The sequence below is a fragment of the Microcoleus vaginatus HSN003 genome (assembly GCF_022701255.1).
Lineage (GTDB): Bacteria > Cyanobacteriota > Cyanobacteriia > Cyanobacteriales > Microcoleaceae > Microcoleus > Microcoleus vaginatus_B.
The window spans coordinates 1169690-1189176 of record NZ_CP031705.1 but is presented as its reverse complement, the minus strand read 5'-3'; the positions used below and the strand labels follow the sequence as shown (position 1 = coordinate 1189176).

The following is a 19487-nucleotide window of genomic DNA, read 5'->3' as shown; positions in this document are numbered from 1 at the left end:
CTCATTCGCTACCCTAGCTCTGTTTATCGTGGTTATCGCCATCCACTACGCATTACTACTTCCTATCCTGTCAAGTGGGGACACCCCAGATTTATATTGTCTTGTGATAGCGGTTTTTCAGCCTGTGCTATCTCTAGTATGCCATACTAGAGCGACACTATATCGACATTAATCCGTCGAAGTGACGGGGTTTTCAACCCAATTTTCTGATAATCTAAAATCTAATATCTAAATTAGATAAATATGCAATCGATAATTAAAGTTGACTTGGGGCCACAATCTTACAATATTTGCGTGCGATCGGGCGGTTTAGACGAACTCGGCAGTCTGATGGGGGATCTAAGTTTGGGCAAAAAAGTGCTGCTGGTGTCGAATCAGTCCATTTTTCGGCAGTACGGCGAAAGAGCAACAGCAGCCCTCGAATCGGCCGGTCTGGAAGTCAGTAGCTGCATTTTACCACCGGGAGAACAGTACAAAACTTTAAATTCGGTGCAGAAAATTTATGGTGCGGCTTTGGCAAACCGTTTAGAACGTTCCTCGACAATGGTGGCTTTGGGCGGCGGGGTTGTGGGCGATATGACGGGTTTTGCTGCGGCGACTTGGCTGCGGGGAATTAATGTCGTGCAGGTTCCGACTTCGCTGCTGGCGATGGTTGATGCTTCTATTGGTGGCAAAACGGGGGTAAATCATCCTTTAGGGAAGAATTTAATCGGGGCTTTTCACCAGCCACGTTTGGTGTTAATTGACCCGGATGTACTCAAAACTCTGCCGGCGAGGGAGTTTCGTTCGGCGATGGCGGAAGTTATCAAGTACGGGGTGATTTGGGATGCTGAATTGTTCGGGAAGTTGGAGAAGTGCAAGCGTTTGGATCAAATGCGCTATGTGAAGGCGGATTTGTTGGCAGAAATTTTGATTAGGTCTTGCCAAGCTAAGGCTGAGGTGGTTAGCAAAGACGAGAAGGAATCGGGTTTGCGGGCGATTTTAAATTACGGACACACAATCGGTCATGCTGTGGAAAGTTTGACCAATTACAAGGTGATCAATCACGGGGAAGGAGTAGCAATCGGCATGGCTGCATCAAGCCGATTGGCTGTGGAGTTGGGAATGTGGGATGCTGAGTGCGATCGCCGCCAGTCTGCTTTGATTGAAAAAGCGGGTTTACCTGCCAAATTGCCGGCTGGTGTGGATGTTGAAGAAATTTTGCATACTTTGCAACTTGATAAGAAGGTGCAGGATGGCAAGGTGCGATTTGTGCTGCCGGTGCGCTTGGGTGAGGCTGCTGTGAGCGATCGGGTGGATGGGGATTTGATTATACAAGTTTTGAAGGAAATGCTTTAGATTCCCGTTTTTGGGGTTGTTTAACCGCCGCTGAACGCCCATTAACGCCGATCGCCAAAGATGTTTTTTCTTTCAATCGGCGATCGGCCGTTGAGTTTAGGAACCGCTCGATCGCGAATTAATTTCCTCCAAAATTTTATCTACTCTGTTAGCGGCTTGAGTTCTGCCTTGCTTGATAAATAACTCTTTAGCTTTTGTGAGGCTGGCTACCGCCTCCGCTTGGTTTTCCTTCTCTCCTTGCTGGTACAAACCGACGCCTAAATTGTTTAAAGCATCGGGATATCGATCGTTAATTTTAATGGCTTGTCTCCACTGACCAATTGCCTCGGGCAACTGCCCTTGACTTGCCATTGCCACGCCTAAATCGTTGTGAGCTTTGGCGTGCTGCGGGTTGACTTCAATTGCTTTTTGGAATAGAACGATCGCATCGCTCATTTTACCTTGCCCCGACAGCATAGTTCCTAACTTGTAATAAGCATCCGCTTGTTTGGGATAGCGAGCGATTAGTTGCCGGTACAAAGCTTCGGCATTGACCGCATTTCCTTGACCGTAAAGGTCGTTGGCAGTTCTCAAACCCATCGTGTAGCCTTTACCTACAACTTGGCACTTTTTCTCGGAGTTGCCTTCCTGCTTGCAAATCCTGAGTTCGTCTCCCTTCATCTCGTAGGACATAACTTCCCGAACAGCAGGTACTCGGCGCTGTGGCTGCAAGTTTTGGGAGAGTTCCAGGGCGATTGGCTCAGCTTGTGCCGGTTGGGCCACTGCGGCATTCCAAATTCCTGCACCCACCAAAATGCTTGGGGCGATCCACCTCAAGGGTTTGAACAAGCGAAACTCTCGATCGTTTTTCATGTCTTTTGTGGAAGCGTGTTGTTGATATGCTGGGTTTCACTAGCGCCGTAAGAGTCGGAGCCGATGGGGCCTACCCGATGAAATAGTTAGTTATTAACAGTCGAGATATTTTAGCACTGCGGAGCCGAGTTTGAGTTAAATTAGAGTAGAATTCCGATCGATTCTCAGTCAACCTTAGCAGGAAAATAGAAATGGGGCAGTCTATTCTTACCATGCTCGTTGCGCTCATCCTCGGCTACGCTGTTAACTCAAGCGTCAAAATAGTCAGCGGTGGCGACGAAGCTTTAGTGGAACGTTTGGGTAAATACAAGCGCACCCTCAAGCCAGGATTCCACTTTATCAGTCCCCTGGTCGAAAAAGTTGTCTGCGTGGACACAAGCCGTGAAAGAGTTTTAGACATTAAACCTCAGTCAGCAATCACGGGAGATAATGTGGCTCTCGAAGTCGATGCCGTTGTGTATTGGCGGGTTGTGAATTTACAGAAAGCTTATTATGGAATAGATCAAATTGAAAATGCCATCGCCAATTTAGTTTTAACGACATTTCGTGCTGAAATTGGTCGATTGCCAATGCAAGACATCTTGGCTTCCCGAGATGACATGAATAAAAAGTTACTCAAGAAGTTGGACGAAGCTACTGAAACTTGGGGCGTCAAAGTAATTCGCGTAGAAATTCAAAGCATTACACCTCCGAAAAGGGTGCAAGAAGCTATGGAATTGGAGCGCGCCACTAAGAGCGAGTGGCAAGCAATGGTCAATAAGGCGATCGGCACTAAGGAGTATATGAGGCTTTTAGTTGAAGCTTTAGACTCGCATCCCAATAGCACGCAAGTTTTGAATTACTTAGTAACAGAAAAATACTTAGACGCTCAACAAAAATTGGGCGAAAGCGACAACGCCAAAATTCTGTTTATGGACCCGAGAAATATGTCAGAGGCGCTCAACAATTTGATGGAGTCTATCCCTGATGTCCCTTCGGAACCTGGCGGCGGCGGGGAAATGAAAGTTATCGATACTCCCACTTCTCAAGATTGATTTCTGAAGATAGCGTCGGCAACCAGACAAACATCGTGCATTTCTCTGACATCGTGAACGCGCAAGATATCTGCCGAATTTGCGATCGCACCTGTACAAGCCGCCGCTGTCCCCCAAATTCTTTGTTTCGCTTCTGGCTGATTCAAAATGTGACCGATGAAGCTTTTTCGCGATACTCCTACTAAAATCGGACAGTTTAAAACACGGAACTTGGGCAACTCTCGCAGAATTTCCAAGTTTTGAGTGTAATTCTTAGCAAAGCCAATACCAGGGTCGATAATTATTTGAGATTTATCAATTCCCGCAGCAACTGCCGCCGCAATTCTACTCTCTAAAAATTCCCGAATTTCCCCAATTAAATCCCGATAATCTGTGAGTTGTTGCATCGTCTGGGGAGTACCCCGAATGTGCATCAAAATTATTGGCACTTTTAACTTAGCAACGGTTGACAGCATTTCCGAGTCAAAAGTGGCTCCCGAAATATCATTGATGATATCCGCTCCCGCCTCAACCGCAGCTTTCGCAACCTGCGCTCTGGTAGTATCGACAGAAATAGGAACTGAGCCAAAAATCTCGGCTTTTTGTCGCAGTATTTGTACGAGAGGTATAACGCGATCGATCTCCTCTGAAGAGGATATTTCCACTGCACCAGGCCGAGTAGATTGACCGCCAATATCAATAATATCTACCCCTGATTTTACCATATTTTCCGCTTGCACTAAAGCAGATTCTATGGTATAGAAATCTCCGCCGTCGCTAAAACTGTCAGGGGTAACATTCAAAACGCCCATTAAATAAGTGTGTTTTCCCCACTCGAAAGATTTATTTCTAATTGTAATTTTTTTGTTATTTATCATATCACCTCATCACTCGGCGATTGAAATCGCTTCTTGTTAAACGAAATCCCTCTCTAAAAGACTCAAGAATAAAGCAGAAACGCCATTCTTAATTCAACCAAAACTTAACCAGCTAAAAACAGTGTCAACTGTCAATTATAATTCAATTTTATCAATTACGGGCAACAGAGCTGCACCTTTGTACAGTTCTACTTTTTGTCCGGAAAATACCGCCAACATACTCTCTTCTTCTGGATCTAGTAACCACCCCAACTCAGTGCCGTTTCGCGAACAGTGAAGTAAGTTACTCAGCACTTTTGTTTGGCTTTGGTTTGGTGAGAGAATTTCTATCGACCAGTCGGGATTAATGTCAAAGCGGTTAGCAATTCTACCAGACGGCAAAAAAGGAATTCTTTCCCATCGGAATACTGCTACATCTGGCACGATTGATGCGCCGCCAAAAGTGCAGCGCAACTCGGGAAAAGCATTGGCAATTTTCCGAGTTTTCGCTACTTGATTGATAGTCTTGCAGAGCTCACCTTGAAGTACGCTGTGTTCACCTTGAGGCACGGGCTTCTGAATGATTTCTCCCTCAAGAAATTCTGAGGCCGGTTCAGTTTCAGGAAGTTTGAGGAACTCGTCTAAGGCGGGTTTGGGTTTAACGATCGCAGTCATAGGTTAATTCTCCCGATCCGAGAAACATTGAACGGCACATCACAATTGTAGGCGATAGCTGTTTAATTCCCGCTGCCCTTGTTCCACTTACCACTTAGCAATTACCTATTACTGATAATTGACAATTCGAGCAAAACTCGCAGCTTCCAAACTCGCACCACCTACCAGAACCCCGTCAATCTCAGGCATCGCCATAACTTCATCAATATTCTCCGGTTTGACGGAGCCGCCGTACTGAATTGGCACGTCAGGATTAGTCAATTTACTGCGAATCAAACCAATAACTCGGTTAGCTTCCTTCGTTTCGCAAGTATCGCCAGTGCCAATCGCCCAAATCGGTTCGTAAGCAATTACCAACTTATTTTGGTCAACACCAACCAAATCTTTTTCCAATTGAGAAAAAATGTGAGCTTCAGTTTCGCCTGCATCTCGCTGCTGCTTGGTTTCCCCAACGCACAGAATCGGAATTAAATCGTATTTCTGAGCAGCTTTCAGCCGCAAATTAACCGTTTCGTCAGTTTCCCCAAAATATTGGCGTCGCTCGCTGTGGCCGATGATGACATAACGGACACCAAGTTCACTGAGCATTGGCCCGGAAATTTCCCCAGTAAAAGCTCCTGACTCTTGCCAGTGGACGTTCTGAGCACCGAGTCTGATCCGGCTGCCGTGCAAATTTTTCGACAGGACAGCCAAGGAAGTGAAGGGAACGCAAAGCACGACTTCCCGTTCCTCTGGGGTTTCCGTCAGGCAGGACATGAATCCTTGAAGAAACTCTAGGGATTCACTCCTAGTTTTGTACATTTTCCAGTTGCCAGCAATAACTATTTTCCGCACGGGTGACTCAGTAGCTCTGTGAACATCAAAATCAGGCAACTTATAGTTTAAAGCTTAAGGGTACATTTCGAGCCCTTATTGCCCAAACTCGATGCGAGCTTGCTCAACTAAGTCAACGGTGATGACTTGGGTTTCGGCTTCGCGCGCCAAGTGTTCTATGCGGACGCGAGCTTGTCCCCGGACAAAGTAGGGAATATTTTTCAGCTTCGCCTTGGCTTCTGGCGTCCATTTTAAATCATCGGAAAATTCGGAATCGGGCATGGCGTATTGAGCGATCGACTACAAGCCTTTATGGATCAGGCTTTGATGGAAAGCCTGGATGTATTAAATTTACCACGATTTGCGATCGGGCCACACCTTCTCACTCTGCCTTAAATTTGTTGCCTAAAATAGCCGACGCTTCTTGTAAAAGCTGATTCTGCTCTTGTTGAATTGCTTCCAACCTTATCAAAATATTAGCAAGTCGTTCCTGAGACTCCAAACTGTTTGATTCAACTCCCCTCAATTGTAAAGCTGAATTATTTTTGTCTTCGGGATTCTTTGAAACCAAGGAGTTTACAACCACTCCCCCCAGATTACTTACAGATTTAGAGCCGAGACTCAAAACCCCTTGCATCAATTTTAAAGGGATTTGCAGAATAAATAACCATCCTTTTGCAAAAAAGTTACCTAAAGCCTGTAAGAAACCCAAGATAATGAATATAAATAGTAGCAACATTGCTAAAGATATCAGCGGGTGACTCACCAACCAGAAGACTAGAGGGTGCGAATCCATCCAATTTTTAACAGTACCATCGATAGCACGTTGAAGGGCATTGGAAGTGGCATCGCTCATAATTCCCGCCTTTTGAATGTTATCCTCTAATGAAGCCTTAGCCGTTTCTGTAACTTGATTTACCCTCTCTACAGTTTGGCTAGTGCTTTGATTCAAAGTATTAACCGCAGAGTTAGTAGTTTGATTAATAGTTTCTTTAGCAGTTGCCCCAGAGTGAGAAACAGCCTCAACAGCTTTGTTGGTAGTTTCACTGACGCGACTAACTGCTTGATTGGCGACTTCAGATATAGCAATCCTCGCTTTTTCGGTTTTATCCGCTACAGTACCTAAAGCATTGTTCGTAGCTTCATTAACAGCATTCACGGCAGAATTCGTAGTTTGAGTGAGAGCTTCTTTTGCCTTTTCCGCAGAGTCGGAGAGAGAAAATTGAGCTTGTGCTGTTGCTTTTGAAACAGAATTCACTGCTTTTTCGACTTGTTCCGCCCACACTTCTTTCGTTTTTTGAACGCTTTGATAAAAATCAGGCACTGCTACTTCCATAGTAAGTGATATTCATCAAGTTAATTTACTTTTGCCCAGTGATTATAGTATAGCTTCTATTTTTATAGAGTGCGACTTTAGCCAAAAATTGAGCGAGAAATAGAGCTAAGATATATAGAGTAAACTTTTTAGGTTAGTCTCTTTCCTGATGGAATCGGATGAGATAAACAGTTTGGACATCCATGCCCCCATGCTTTGAAAGATGGTGCTAACGCTTTGACGATGTGTTCCCCACTCAAGCCCAAAAAAACGAGTTTAGACACTATCTGCGGGGATTACTGGGAGAAAGGAGAGAAAAAATATATCCCAGCTCCCGCAGAACGCTGTAGATGTTTCTTAACAAAGCTTATGCCAGGTTGCAATCAGAGCTTCCTGTTGCGAACAAACGCTCAACAAAGGGCGAAGCTATACGTGATAGTGTGACCATCAGATGTATTCCCCCAAAATAAAGCTGACGATCGCTCGTGGGACAACGGAGGAATTTGATGCACCTGAAAAAGCCTCAATGAGCTGGAGAAATATAGCATATTATCCCACGGACGATCGCGGGAGAACGGGCGATCGTCCGTCAAAGCTTGCTCGGCGTTGTAAAAACTGTTTAATGCCCCCAAAAATAATTACATATTTACAAAAATCAGCGCAAGTTACCAAACTATATATCCCCGAAAAAAAGCGAGAAATTTTAAGTAGACTGTAGCTGTTGGTTTAACAAACCCGACGCTGCCTAGGATTTTGTTGCGGCCGCTTAGCTGGTGTATAATTTATGACATATTTGTCAATTTTTTACTTTCCATCCGAAGCTCAAAATATGCTACGGTAGAATGTTTCCCCAGCTTAAGATACACCATGACGTATGTATCAATCATTAGAAGAGTCAGCCATTTCGACTAACCCATCTACGGAACCGTCCTCTCTAATTCTCATCGTGGATGACGATGCCTTGATGCGTTTGCAACTTCGACTGTATTTACAGAAGGAAAAATACCGAGTGGCCGAAGCTAGTGATGGGTTGACAGGGCTGGCAGCTTATGAAGAATTACATCCAGACCTCATCCTGCTAGATGCAGTGATGCCTACTATGGATGGTTTTGCTTGTTGTCAAAAATTATCTGAAGTGCCTCAGAGCGATCGCCCACCTATTTTGATGATTACTAGCTTGGAAGACAAAGAATCTGTCGATCGAGCTTTTGCAGCGGGAGCGGCTGACTATATTACTAAGCCGATTCACTGGGCTGTTCTGCGACAGAGAGTGCGGCGGTTGATTCAGCAATTCCATTTGCAAAAGCAACAAACCCTACTTTACCAGCAGCTAGAGGCCGCCAATCGACAATTAAAATACCTCGCGTCAATTGACGGTTTGACTCAGATTGCCAATCGCCGTCAATTTGACCAACAGCTAGACGAGGAGTGGCGACGCATGACGAGGCAGCAAACTCCTTTGTCACTGATTTTATGTGATATCGATTTGTTCAAGCCTTATAACGATACTTATGGACACCAAGCAGGGGATCTATGTTTACAGCAAGTTGCGGCAGCTCTCAATCACAGTATTAATCGAGCTGGAGATTTAGTAGCACGTTATGGAGGTGAAGAATTTGTAGTGATTTTATCCGACACCGAGCTTGAGGGAGCAGTCCAAATCGTTAAGCAAATGCAGGCTCGTATCCAAGCTTTAGCAATAGTACATAAGAGTTCTCCGAATCATTACATTACGCTCAGCTTCGGTATTACCAGTGTGATTCCTACCCAAGAAATCCGACCAGAAAATTTAATTACTGCTGCCGATGCAGCACTTTATGAAGCTAAAGACCAAGGTCGAAATACTTTTTGTACCAAGATTCATACAGTTAATAAATTCACCCGTTAAATCATAAGGGTAAAAAATATGCCTCTCGTAATTGGAAATAATTATTTATTCAAATTTTAGCAAAATCTCAAGTCCTGCATGAGTAAGCCTTGATTTTAGTATTAAAGATTAAAGCCTAAATAATCGGTTGTGCGACATTCATGGAAACTGTCAGGGATAGAACGAGACTGTCTCTACGACGATTTTTTATCAAAATCAGTTTATATTTAGCAAATAGCGATTCTATAAGTTTATGGGAGGAGCGATCTCAGTGCGTGATCAAAGATGGTTTGGTGCGATCGCCCTTCTCACTGGTGCGGGTTTTCTGGGCAACTATTTCAATTTGTCTCTTTTATTTGGGGTTGATTTCCTCTTTGGCAGTATTGCAATACTGATTATTGCTTACTATTTCGGCTGGGGCTGGGGAGGCTTGGCTGGTCTAATAGCAGCCAGCTATACTTATGTCCTTTGGAATCATCCATACGCCACGATTATTTTGGTAATTGAGGCTGTGTTTGTTGGGTTTCTTTGCAAGAAGCGCAAACATCCGAACCTCCTTTTATTCGATGGGATTTACTGGTTATTAATTGGAATGCCCCTCGTTTGGCTTTTCTACGGTCAAATGATGCACATGGAGGCGACTCAGCTCATCCTCGTTATGTGCAAACAAGCAGTCAACGGCATTTTTAATGCCTTAGTTGCCAGCTTAATCATTTCTTATGCCCCGATTCATCGGTGGGTTACTCATTCAAAACATTTCGCCATCTCTTTACAACAAACTATTTTTCATCTGTTGGTTGCTTTTGTCTTTTTTCCAGGACTGCTCCTCTTATTTTTTGATGGTAGATACTTTGTCGGTCAAATCCAAACGACGGTGCAAACGGAGTTACAAACCAACGCAAAAACTCTCACTAGCGCAATATCTAGATGGCATCAGCGACATCTCTTAGCTTTGAATACATTAGCTGAAAAATCGCTCCTGCCTGAAGCCGTTACTGCTAATACAGGGATTCAATCATCCGCTCAGCTACAACAAAACATTAGCCTGATCGATCAGTTGTTGCCAGATTTCGACCAAATTTATGTGACCGATTCATCGGGAACAATTTTAGCTACTTCTTCTCCTTTTACTCAAACCCGTCGGCAGTTAATCGAACAAAGCACGGCACATAAATCTCTCATTACCCTGGCTCAAGAGCGGTTGAAACCTTGGATGACTTCTATCCACCAAGACCTATTAATGGACGAACCTCATGTAGGAGTGAATGTACCCCTGCAAGTTCAAGGTCGTTTTCTTGGGCTGATACACGGTTCATTAGGATTGAGCCAGATCAAAGCTCTCTACATTTTCCAGAGAAACAATCAGCAATTACGCATTACATTGCTAGATCAAAACAACCGAGTCATTGCGAGTAATCAATCCGACCAAAAGCTTTTGACCAGCCTTGAGGAGTCAAAGGACGGCAGCACTCGCACCTTAGAGGGAACCTTGCAGCAGTGGGTTCCTTCTAAGGGCAACAATCCGATGATCCGTTGGAAAAACTCTCTGTATATACAGGAATTTACAATTAGCTCCGATGTGGACTGGAAATTACGCTTAGAAATTCCAGCCACTCCCTATGTAGAAAATTTACAAAATCGCTACAAGGCTGACTTGAGTATTCTACTCGTCATCACAATGTTGGCATTTTTGTTTGCAACGCTGGTTAGCGAACGGCTGGTCAAGCCATTATCCTATTTAGCTGTTGCGACTACTGATTTACCCAACAAGCTTTCAGAAGAAACATTTGAATGGAAACAGAGCTCTGTTAGTGAAATCAATGAGCTTGCTATAAATTTTCAATTGATGGCAATCGTGCTTAATCAAAAATTTAGCGAGATTAAACAGGTCAACGCTACATTAGAACAGCGGGTTCAAGAACGAACGCAAAGATTATCCAAAATCAATCGCTCTCTGAAAGCTGAAATTAAGAGACGTAAACAAGCCGAAGCTGAACTAAGAACAAGAGAGGTGGCAATACGAGCTTTATATGAAGTCACTGCTACCCCAAATCTCAATTTTGAGCAGCGCATCCAAGCGTTGATTGACATGGGATGTCAGACCTTTCGGCTTGAATGTGGCATCTTGGCTCGTGTGCAAGATAATCGTTATGAGGTGATGGCTGTGCGATCGCCTGATGGAGTCCTAAAGCCAGGTGATGCCTTTGATATTAACCAAACTTTGTGCAGGGAAGTTTTAGACACCAATGAACCCCTAACCATCCAACATATAGGCAGCTCAAAATGGTGTCACCATCCTGCCTATCTTGCCCTTGGCATGGAAGCTTATATTGGAACACGAGTTTTAGTTGCAGGCAAAGTCTACAGTACCCTCAGCTTTTCTAGTAACTCTCCCCGTGCACACATCTTTAAATCTGCCCATGTGGAATTGCTGAAGCTGATGGCTCAGTGGATTGGTAGTGAAATCGAAGGGCATCAGTCAGAAGCCGCTCTACAAGCCAGTGAAGAGAGGTGGCAACTCGCCCTACGTGGTAGTAATGATGGGGTATGGGATTGGAACGTCAACACCAATGAAGTATTCTTCTCGGCTCGCTGGAAAGAGATGTTGGGCTACCAGGAGCAGGAAATCCCCAATCATTTAGATGAATGGAGTAAACGAGTTCATCCCGACGATATCGGATGGGTGATGCAAGCAATTCAAAATCACTTTCAGCGCAAAACTCCCTTTTATATTACAGAACATCGAGTGCTTTGCAAGAATGGGAGGTACAAATGGATTTTGGCTCGAGGGCAAGCACTTTCGGATGCAGCGGGCAGAGTTGTGCGTATGACTGGTTCTCACAGCGATATTACCAACCGCAAAAAGTTAGAGCAGGAAATTAAAGCCAGAGAGCAATTATTGAATGCTTTCTTTAAAGGATCTTCCCTAGCAGGGGTGGGGCTGTGTATATACGATCGCCAGTTGAGATTTTTACAAATAAATGAGGCACTAGCTGAAATTAATGGTCACTCTGTAGAGGATCACTTAGTTAAGACAACCGATGATATTTTGGGGGAATTTGCTCCTGGTATAAATGCACTGTTACAACAGGTTTTAACGACAGGACAACCTTCCATCAGCTTGGAAATGAGCGGACAAGTACCCAATCCAACGGGTGCCAAGCGCTACTGGCTAACTTCTCACTTCCCCATTTTCAAGGATGCAGAGCAGCCTGTAGCAGTGGGTTGCATTCTGATTGAAATTAGCGATCGCAAACGCGCCGAAGCAGAACTACAACAAATGAGTGCAGCGCTAGAAAATGCCGTGGCAGGCATTTCTCGGATCGACCCTCAAGGAGGCTATATCTTCGTTAACGAAACTTATGCCACCATCTGCGGATATCAGCCAGAGGAAATGCTAGGGATGGAATGGCAAAGAACCGTTCATCCTGAAGATGTTGGCAGGATGGGGGCTGCTTATCAACAGATGTTGAGAGAGGGCAGAGTCGAAATGGAAGCTAGGGGGATGCGAAAAAATGGCTCTATGTTCTATAAACAAGTGGTGATGGTGTCTGCTTATGACGAGCAAAATGTCTTTGTGGGGTATCACTGCTTCATGAAGGATATTAGCGATCGCAAGCAGGCAGAAGAAGCACTACAACGACAGTTGCGAAAAGCCCTACTGCTGAAGCAAATTACCCAAGAAATTCGTCAAAGCCTCAATGCTCAGCAGATATTTGAAACGGCTGCTATTCAGATTGGGCAAGCTTTTGGGGTCAGTCGCTGCTTAATTAGCACATACCTGGACAATCCGCAGCCTCAGTTTCCTGTAGTTGCAGAATATCTAGCGCGCGGATCTGCCCCCAGCGGGCCGCATGACATTTTGGCAGCCAGTCCTGCTTATACAAAACAGTTGATGGCTAAAGATGAAGCTATCGCTTCCCCGGATGTCTATTGCGATTCATTGCTCACCTGTGCTCATTCAATTTTTACCCGTCTCAAATTGAGATCGACATTAGCAGTGCGAACCTCTTACCAAGGAGAACCGAATGGTGCCATTTGTCTGTACCAGTGCGATCACTACCGTCATTGGACTGCCGATCAAATCGAGTTGCTAGAATCTGTCGCGGCTCAAGTAGGAATTGCCCTAGCTCAAGCCAAATTACTAGAGCAAGAAACTCGACAACGAGAAGAATTAACTCTGAAAAACTTGGCCCTGGAGCAAACTAGACGAGAAGCAGAAGCTGCCAGCCGAGCCAAAAGTGAGTTTCTGGCGATGATGAGCCATGAAATTCGCACTCCCATGAATGCGGTTATTGGCATGACGGGACTGCTGCTGGATACAGAACTCAAGGCTCAACAGCGAGACTTTATCGAGACGATTCGCAATAGTGGGGATACCCTGCTGAGCATCATCAACGACATCCTTGACTTCTCCAAAATTGAGTCGGGCAAGCTGGAGCTAGAAAAGCATCCCTTGAAGTTGAGAGATTGCATAGAAGGTGCGATCGACCAACTTGCAGTTAAAGCAGATGAGAAGGGAATTGAGTTGGGCTACCTGATCCACCCTCAGACTCCTAATTTCATTTTGGGTGATGTCACTCGTCTCCGTCAGATTCTAGTTAACTTGCTCAACAATGCGATTAAGTTTACCGAAACTGGGGAAGTTACCATTTCGGTGCAAGCCTCTCTCGTTGATTCTGAAAAAACGATTTCTGAGCCAGGGAACTTGCCCGAAAGCTTGTATGAAATTCAGTTTGCCATTCAAGACACAGGCATTGGCATTCCAGCAGACCGGCTCGATCGACTGTTCAAGTCTTTTAGCCAAGTAGATACTTCCACGACTCGGCAGTATGGAGGGACTGGCTTAGGTTTGGCAATTAGTAAGCGACTCACTGAAACGATGAACGGCATGATGTGGGTTGAGAGCTCCGGCCACGTCGGAGGAACCCCTTCACCAAAATGGCAAGCCACTAAGCCTCATCGACTCACAATTGGTTCCACCTTCTACTTCACGATTGTGGCATCCTCTGTTGCTACTGAGTTAGCGGAACCGAGTGAAATGCTACCAGAACTATCTGGCAAGCATTTATTAATCGTCGATGACCTGCCCATTAACCGACAAATTCTGACGTTGCAAGCCGAGACTTGGGGGATGCAGATTCGCGCTGCCCAATCGCCTGTGGAAGCGCTCAACTGGCTTGAGAATGGAGAAACGTTTGATGTCGCTATTTTAGATATGCAAATGCCACAAATGGATGGCCTGACACTCGCCTCAGCCATCCACCAGCATCCTAAATGCCACCGTTTACCCCTGGTGCTGCTGACTTCAATGGGCAAACCAGAAGCCAGTTATTCAGAGCTCTCTAGCCACTTTGCGGCTTGTTTAAGCAAACCCATCAAGCAATCCCAACTTTATGAAGTCCTGACTCAGGTGCTACAAGCTCAACCGACAAAAGTTCAACAGCGGCCCCCTACCCCTGTCCAGGATGATATTAAACTGGCCCAGAGACTTCCACTGCGAATTCTATTAGCAGAAGATCATTTGGTGAATCAGAAGGTGGCACTGCTGCTGCTGGAGCGTTTGGGATACCGAGCCGATGTTGCTGCCAATGGATTAGAAGTCTTGGAAGCCCTGAATCGCCAGCCTTATGATCTAGTGTTGATGGATGTACAAATGCCAGAGATGGATGGACTGGAAGCCAGCCGTCGTATTTGTGAGCAGTGGCCGGCTCATGCTCGTCCCCGAATTATTGCAATGACGGCGAATGCCATGCAGGGCGATCGCGAGCTTTGTCTTGATGCTGGCATGAATGACTATATCAGTAAACCAATTCGAGTAGAGGCTCTCATCCAAGCGCTGAGTCAGTGTCCACCCACCCAGGAAACGCAGCAAGCCCAAAAGGAGGAATCAGATAGCCAGAAGCCAGAAATTGATGTGCCAGCGGTTAACCTCACAGAACTGCAAGCCTTCTGTAGCAGCATCGATGAAGATTCAACCAAGATTTTGAGCTTGCTGGCGAACTGCTACTTTGAGGAATCTCTAAAGTTGCTACAAGCTATGAAATTAGCGATCGACCAAGGGGATACTCAAGCCCTAAAGCGAGTGGCTCATACCCTCAAAGGCAGTAGTGCGAATCTAAGCGCGGCTCCTCTGGCCCAGCTTTGTGGCAGGTTAGAAGTCATGAGTACCTCTGGTGAACTCGATCGAGCCTCAACCCTATTAGCTCAAATCGAGGGTGAGTACGATCGGGTCAAGAATACTCTCCAACAAGAACTACAAAAGATTAAAAGTTAGAGCCTTGTCCTTGGTAGCATCTCAATGAAAGCACCCAAGCTAGAAATTGAAGTTGTGAGGCGGGAGGAAAGAGGAAGAACGAAGAAGAAGTTTTTTTACAAATATGAGATTCTCCCTCGTCCTGCGCTTGACGGCTTTAGTTTTCTTTTTTATCAAGGCATGAAAACTTTTGAAAGGCTGCCAATTTTCATGATCAATATTATGGTACATTCGACATCTTGCCCAAATACTTTTCAGATCGTTGCCGGTTGCATGGGAATAATAAAATCGAGTCAACAGTTAACACTCAACCATTCAGTTTTTCGACCCGCCCGTCAACAGTCAACAGTCAACAGTCAACAATAATTCCGGTGCAACCGGAATTGATATCATCAATTGATGGGCCGGAGATCCCGTCCTAATTATTTTTGCAAGAGGTCTAATGAAGCAAGAGGGATGATGACTACTGACTAATGACTACTGGCTGCTGTCGCAGCGGAATCTCGATCACAAACTCAGTACCTTTCCCCAATTCCGAATTGCATTTTAAAACGCCACCGTGTTTTTCTACCACAATTTGGTAACTAATTGACAGTCCCAATCCTGTACCTTTCCCCACCGACTTAGTGGTGAAAAAAGGGTCAAAAATGCGTTGTCTCATAGATTCCGAAATCCCCGTGCCGTTGTCAGAAATCCGAATCACCGCGCTAGGAAGATTGCCATTAAGTTGACCGACAGAAGTAGAAATTTTAATTTGAGGAGCCACAGATTGGTCAGCGAGCAACTTGTGCGATTCCAAAGCATCGATCGCATTCCCAATTACATTCATAAACACCTGATTCAACTGTCCAGCATAACACTCAACCAAAGGCAAAATGCCGTATTCTTTCACTAGCACAATGTTTGCACTGTCCGCATTAGATTTCAGCCTGTGCTGTAAAATTAACAGCGTGCTGTCAATCCCTTCGTGAATATCAACCGCCTTCATTTGACTTTCGTCAAGACGAGAGAAATTCCTTAAAGATAGAACTATTTGACGGATGCGATCGGCTCCCACCTTCATTGACGATAGCAATTTGGGCAAATCTTCTAGCAGAAATTCCAAGTCAACATCTTCGCTCAATTCGTCAATTTCAGGACTAGAATCGGGATATTGCTGCTGGTAAAGTTCCAGCAAACTCAATAAACTAGCAGTATATTCACTAGCGTGATTGAGATTGCCGTAAATAAAATTAACCGGATTGTTAATTTCGTGAGCAATCCCGGCTACCAGTTGCCCCAAACCAGACATTTTTTCAGTTTGAATCAATTGAGCTTGAGTTTGCTGCAACTCCTTTAAACTTTGAGCGATTTGTTCTGCTTGGCGTCTGGTTTGAGCCAGCAAATCGGCTTGTTGGATAGCTACGCCTAATTGATTAGCAATCTGAGCTAAAAAGTTAACTTCTGAACTTTCCCAACTGCGGGTTCCAGAATGTTGATACGCTGTCAGCAAACCCCAAAGTTCTTGTCCTACAAAAATCGGCGTTATCGCATAAGCCTTCACCTGAAATTGCTCTAAAATAGCCACAACACACTCCGAGTGGCTAACTTGATAGATATCGTCAACGGCTAGACTTTCATTATTAAGATATCTGCCGCCTCGGGTTTCCTGCAAATAAGTATCTTGCCAAACCGTACTGATACCTTCCCCTATCAATTTTATCCAGCCATCTTTCACAAACTCTGCTACATATTGACCACCCCAATCAGGAGTAAAGCGATAGACAGCAATTCTATCGACTTGCATAAACTGACAAACTTCTTGGGTTGCAGTCTTAAAAATTGCGTTGATATCGAGAGATTCTCGAATCTTTGCCACCACTTCAAATAGTATCCGCTGTTGCTCGGCTGCCCCCTGCAATTCAATCGTTTGCTGCCGCGTTTTAGCGAGCAAATCTGCTTGTTCTAATGCTACGCTCAACTGAGTTGCGACTTGCGTAGCAAACTGGATTTCCGAAGTTTTCCAATTGCGCGAACCCTCGCACTGGTGGACGCACAGCAAGCCCCAAAGCTCGCTGCCATTCATCAGCGGCATAATCACCTGAGATCTAATTTGAAATTGAGCTAAAATAGCAGCGTGGCAGTCGGAGAGTCCCGCACTTTCGATATCTGGCAACACTTGAATGCGTCCCTGACTGTATTTATTCGCATAGTTTTCCCCAAAACATTGATCGCGAACTTTAACATCCATTGCCGAACAAAAACCTGGCAAAACATCTTCAGTAATAAATTGGCCTTCATTAAACTTTGAGTCCGTATCGAAGCGATAAATGCCAACTCTATCTGCCTTTAAAATCCGCCGCAGTTCTGTAGTTGTCGTGTGAAAAATTGTATCTAAATCGAGAGAGTGTCGAATCTTAGCAACTACCTCAAACAGTATTCGCTCCTGCTCTGCTGCCCGCTGCAACTCCACTGCTTGCTGCTGAGTTTGACCGAGCAGATCTGCTTGTTCTAAGGCGATGCTGAGCTGAGCGGAAATTTGAGTAGCAAACTTAATTTCGGAAGATTCCCAGTTGCGAGGAGCCGAACACTGGTGTACGCACAGCAACCCCCAAAGGTCGTTGCCTTTCATCACCGGTGCCACTAAAGTAGCTTTGACCTGAAATTGCTCCAATACTTGCCGAAAGCAATCTTGCAGTCCGGCCTGTCTGATGTCGGACATTGCGTGAACTCGCCCTTGAGAGTAGAGATTGGCGTAGTTTTCTCCAAAGCAGCGATCGTGCACTTTGACTGCCATTGTTGACACAAAATCTGGCAAAACATCTTCGGAAACGAATTCGCCGTCGTTAAATTCTGATGCGTGATCGAAGCGGTAAACTGCCACTCTATCGGCATTTAAAGCCCGCCGCACTTCCTGGGACATCGTGCTAAAAATCTTGTTTAAGTCGAGGGATTGCCGCATTTTTGCCACCACTTCAAACAGCACTCGCTGCTGTTGGCTCAACTGCTGTAGTTGAGCGGTGCGCTTTTGAACTTGATTTTCTAAATTTGTGTTAAGTTCTTCTATTTGTTGATCGAGTTGGTAGTGGTTAATAGCATTAGAAAAGTGGCTGCCAAAAATTTGGAATAATTCAATTTCTTCAGCCTTCCATGCGCGAATTTGGGCAGTTCTTGACTCTTTCCACGCTTCAAAAGATATCCGAGATTGGGCGAGGCGGTCGTCGCTATCAAACTGTCTACCCCAGAGAGTTTCGGTGTCAAATTCTTCTCGAAAAATGCTTAAGTAACCGAATATTTGCTGGCGGGTTCGGAGCGGTAGGATTAAAATGCTGCGAATTTTGGTCGATCGAAAGGCAGGTTGCAGGCTTCTCAAACTGCTAACTTGGTACAAGTCGGGAATTGCCCAAACCTGTTGCTCGCCGGATTTAAAATATTCGTGCCAGACGCTGTATTGCTCCACCTGCTGGTATTTTGCTGAATTTTGCATCTTCGGCCCTGAGCCGCAAGTGTAGACTTTGAGTGCCTGAGTGGAATTGTCCGAGTAGGGCACTAAACTCGTAACTGGGCTGCTGTGGGAAATGAATGGTGTGTCGAAAATGCACAGCCTGCCGCCGGCTGCGTCTAGTGCAGCTACAGATTCTGCCAAAGCTGTTTGGAGTTCCATCGCCGGCTGGGAGTGAAGGGCTGCGGCGACGAGGTTGACCGCAGTTTCCCGTTGAGCTTGCGCCCTCGCTCGGGCGAGGAGGGTGGATTGGGCTATGGCGACGCCGAGCTGATCTGCCACCATCTGAACGCCCTGGAGTTCGTGTTCTGCCACACTCCGGGACTCGGAATGGTGAGATACCAACAACCCCCAGAATTCTTCGCCGTGAAGAATTGGTACTACCAAGGAAGCTTTGACGCCGAGTGCAGTTAAGTATTCAGCGTGGCAGGGGTCGATCGGGCGAAAGCGCACTTCGTCGGGCAGCAGTTGGCCCGAAACCGGATCGCGGTGGGGACTTTGCCCTAGCTGCCCCGACTCTATATCGACGATCGATCGCACCTGTACTTGCGCGAACAGTTCGCGGGCGTGAGGGGGAATATCGTCTGCTGGAAAATGCAGTCCCAATAGGGAGGGCAACCGGTTGTCGTTAATTGATTCGGCAATCACTTCACCGCTACCGTCGCTATGAAATTTGTAGATTTTTACTCTGTCTGTTCCCAAGAAGGATTGAACTTCCGCTGCTGTTGCGCTCAGAATTTCGGGCAGTTCTAGAGAGCGGCGAATGCGGTTGGCGATGCGATCGAGCAAATTTGCTCGATCAAACCTTACCTTGACATTTTCGATATTTAATGAGTCCATTATTAATCTTTTGCTTTCCTAGCAATAACCATAAGTGGCCCAAAAGTTTTGTGCTTGTTAAAAAAATCGACAAGCACAGCCATTTAATAAAATATAAATATCCTGAGGGCAATGGTCGATTAGTTTTGCACCTGTAGCGATCAGCCTTCAAATTACCACTTTTAATTGTGTGGGATTAAA

13 protein-coding genes and 1 pseudogene are annotated in these 19487 nt (G+C 45.3%); 6 read left to right on the top strand and 8 right to left on the bottom strand.

The window, feature by feature from the left end:
• Positions 1-243: 243 nt before the first annotated feature.
• A complete protein-coding gene (aroB, locus tag D0A37_RS04935) occupies positions 244-1338 on the top strand; it encodes a 3-dehydroquinate synthase (RefSeq protein WP_242721827.1) in 1095 nt (364 codons plus the stop codon).
• Between the two features lie 96 nt (positions 1339-1434).
• Here the strand turns inward: aroB and D0A37_RS04930 are convergent, their stop codons facing one another.
• Positions 1435-2190 (bottom strand): tetratricopeptide repeat protein, encoded by a 756-nt coding sequence (locus tag D0A37_RS04930; RefSeq protein WP_242721824.1) that lies wholly within the window; start codon positions 2188-2190, stop codon positions 1435-1437.
• A 191-nt stretch (positions 2191-2381) separates the two neighbouring features.
• Here D0A37_RS04930 and D0A37_RS04925 point away from each other — a divergent pair, with 191 nt between their 5' ends.
• Complete coding sequence (locus tag D0A37_RS04925; RefSeq protein ID WP_242721822.1) at positions 2382-3224, top strand: SPFH domain-containing protein; 843 nt, start codon at positions 2382-2384, stop codon at positions 3222-3224.
• Here the strand turns inward: D0A37_RS04925 and folP are convergent.
• The 5 genes from folP to D0A37_RS04900 all read right to left on the bottom strand — a co-directional run bounded on the left by folP (position 3215) and on the right by D0A37_RS04900 (position 6872).
• Positions 3215-4081 carry a dihydropteroate synthase gene (folP, locus tag D0A37_RS04920; protein ID WP_242721819.1) on the bottom strand — a complete coding sequence of 289 codons (867 nt, stop codon included), beginning with the start codon at positions 4079-4081 and terminating at the stop codon, positions 3215-3217. The two genes, D0A37_RS04925 and folP, sit on opposite strands and share 10 nt — an antisense overlap.
• Positions 4082-4216: 135 nt before the next feature.
• Entirely contained in the window at positions 4217-4735 is a 519-nt protein-coding gene (locus D0A37_RS04915; protein WP_242721816.1) for a Uma2 family endonuclease, read from the bottom strand.
• A gap of 108 nt (positions 4736-4843) precedes the next feature.
• Entirely contained in the window at positions 4844-5569 is a 726-nt protein-coding gene (gene tpiA, locus D0A37_RS04910) for a triose-phosphate isomerase (RefSeq protein ID WP_242725361.1), read from the bottom strand.
• Positions 5570-5644: 75 nt separating this feature from the next.
• Positions 5645-5830 carry a PCP reductase family protein gene (locus tag D0A37_RS04905; protein ID WP_242721813.1) on the bottom strand — a complete coding sequence of 62 codons (186 nt, stop codon included), beginning with the start codon at positions 5828-5830 and terminating at the stop codon, positions 5645-5647.
• 100 nt (positions 5831-5930) lie between these two features.
• Positions 5931-6872, bottom strand: a complete 942-nt coding sequence (locus tag D0A37_RS04900; protein ID WP_242721810.1) for a hypothetical protein — start codon at positions 6870-6872, stop codon at positions 5931-5933.
• 194 nt (positions 6873-7066) lie between these two features.
• Between D0A37_RS04900 and D0A37_RS04895 the strand changes: the two are divergent.
• A pseudogene (locus D0A37_RS04895) lies at positions 7067-7221 on the top strand (IS701 family transposase); the annotation flags it as partial.
• Positions 7222-7273: 52 nt separating this feature from the next.
• Here D0A37_RS04895 and D0A37_RS04890 read toward each other — a convergent pair.
• Positions 7274-7495 (bottom strand): hypothetical protein, encoded by a 222-nt coding sequence (locus tag D0A37_RS04890; RefSeq protein ID WP_242721807.1) that lies wholly within the window; start codon positions 7493-7495, stop codon positions 7274-7276.
• 242 nt (positions 7496-7737) lie between these two features.
• On the opposite strand from D0A37_RS04890, the gene D0A37_RS04885 reads away from it, so the two are divergent.
• The 3 genes from D0A37_RS04885 (at position 7738) to D0A37_RS04875 (ending at position 15352) form a co-directional block, all read left to right on the top strand.
• On the top strand, positions 7738-8751 hold the full coding sequence (locus D0A37_RS04885; protein ID WP_242721804.1) for a GGDEF domain-containing response regulator: 1014 nt from the start codon (positions 7738-7740) through the stop codon (positions 8749-8751).
• A 232-nt stretch (positions 8752-8983) separates the two neighbouring features.
• Positions 8984-15007: a response regulator gene (locus D0A37_RS04880; protein WP_445242481.1), complete on the top strand. Its 6024-nt coding sequence runs from the start codon at positions 8984-8986 to the stop codon at positions 15005-15007.
• A gap of 24 nt (positions 15008-15031) precedes the next feature.
• A complete protein-coding gene (locus tag D0A37_RS04875) occupies positions 15032-15352 on the top strand; it encodes a hypothetical protein (RefSeq protein ID WP_242721798.1) in 321 nt (106 codons plus the stop codon).
• A gap of 97 nt (positions 15353-15449) precedes the next feature.
• Here D0A37_RS04875 and D0A37_RS04870 read toward each other — a convergent pair whose 3' ends face one another.
• Positions 15450-19307: a GAF domain-containing protein gene (locus D0A37_RS04870; RefSeq protein WP_242721795.1), complete on the bottom strand. Its 3858-nt coding sequence runs from the start codon at positions 19305-19307 to the stop codon at positions 15450-15452.
• Positions 19308-19487 lie beyond the last annotated feature (180 nt).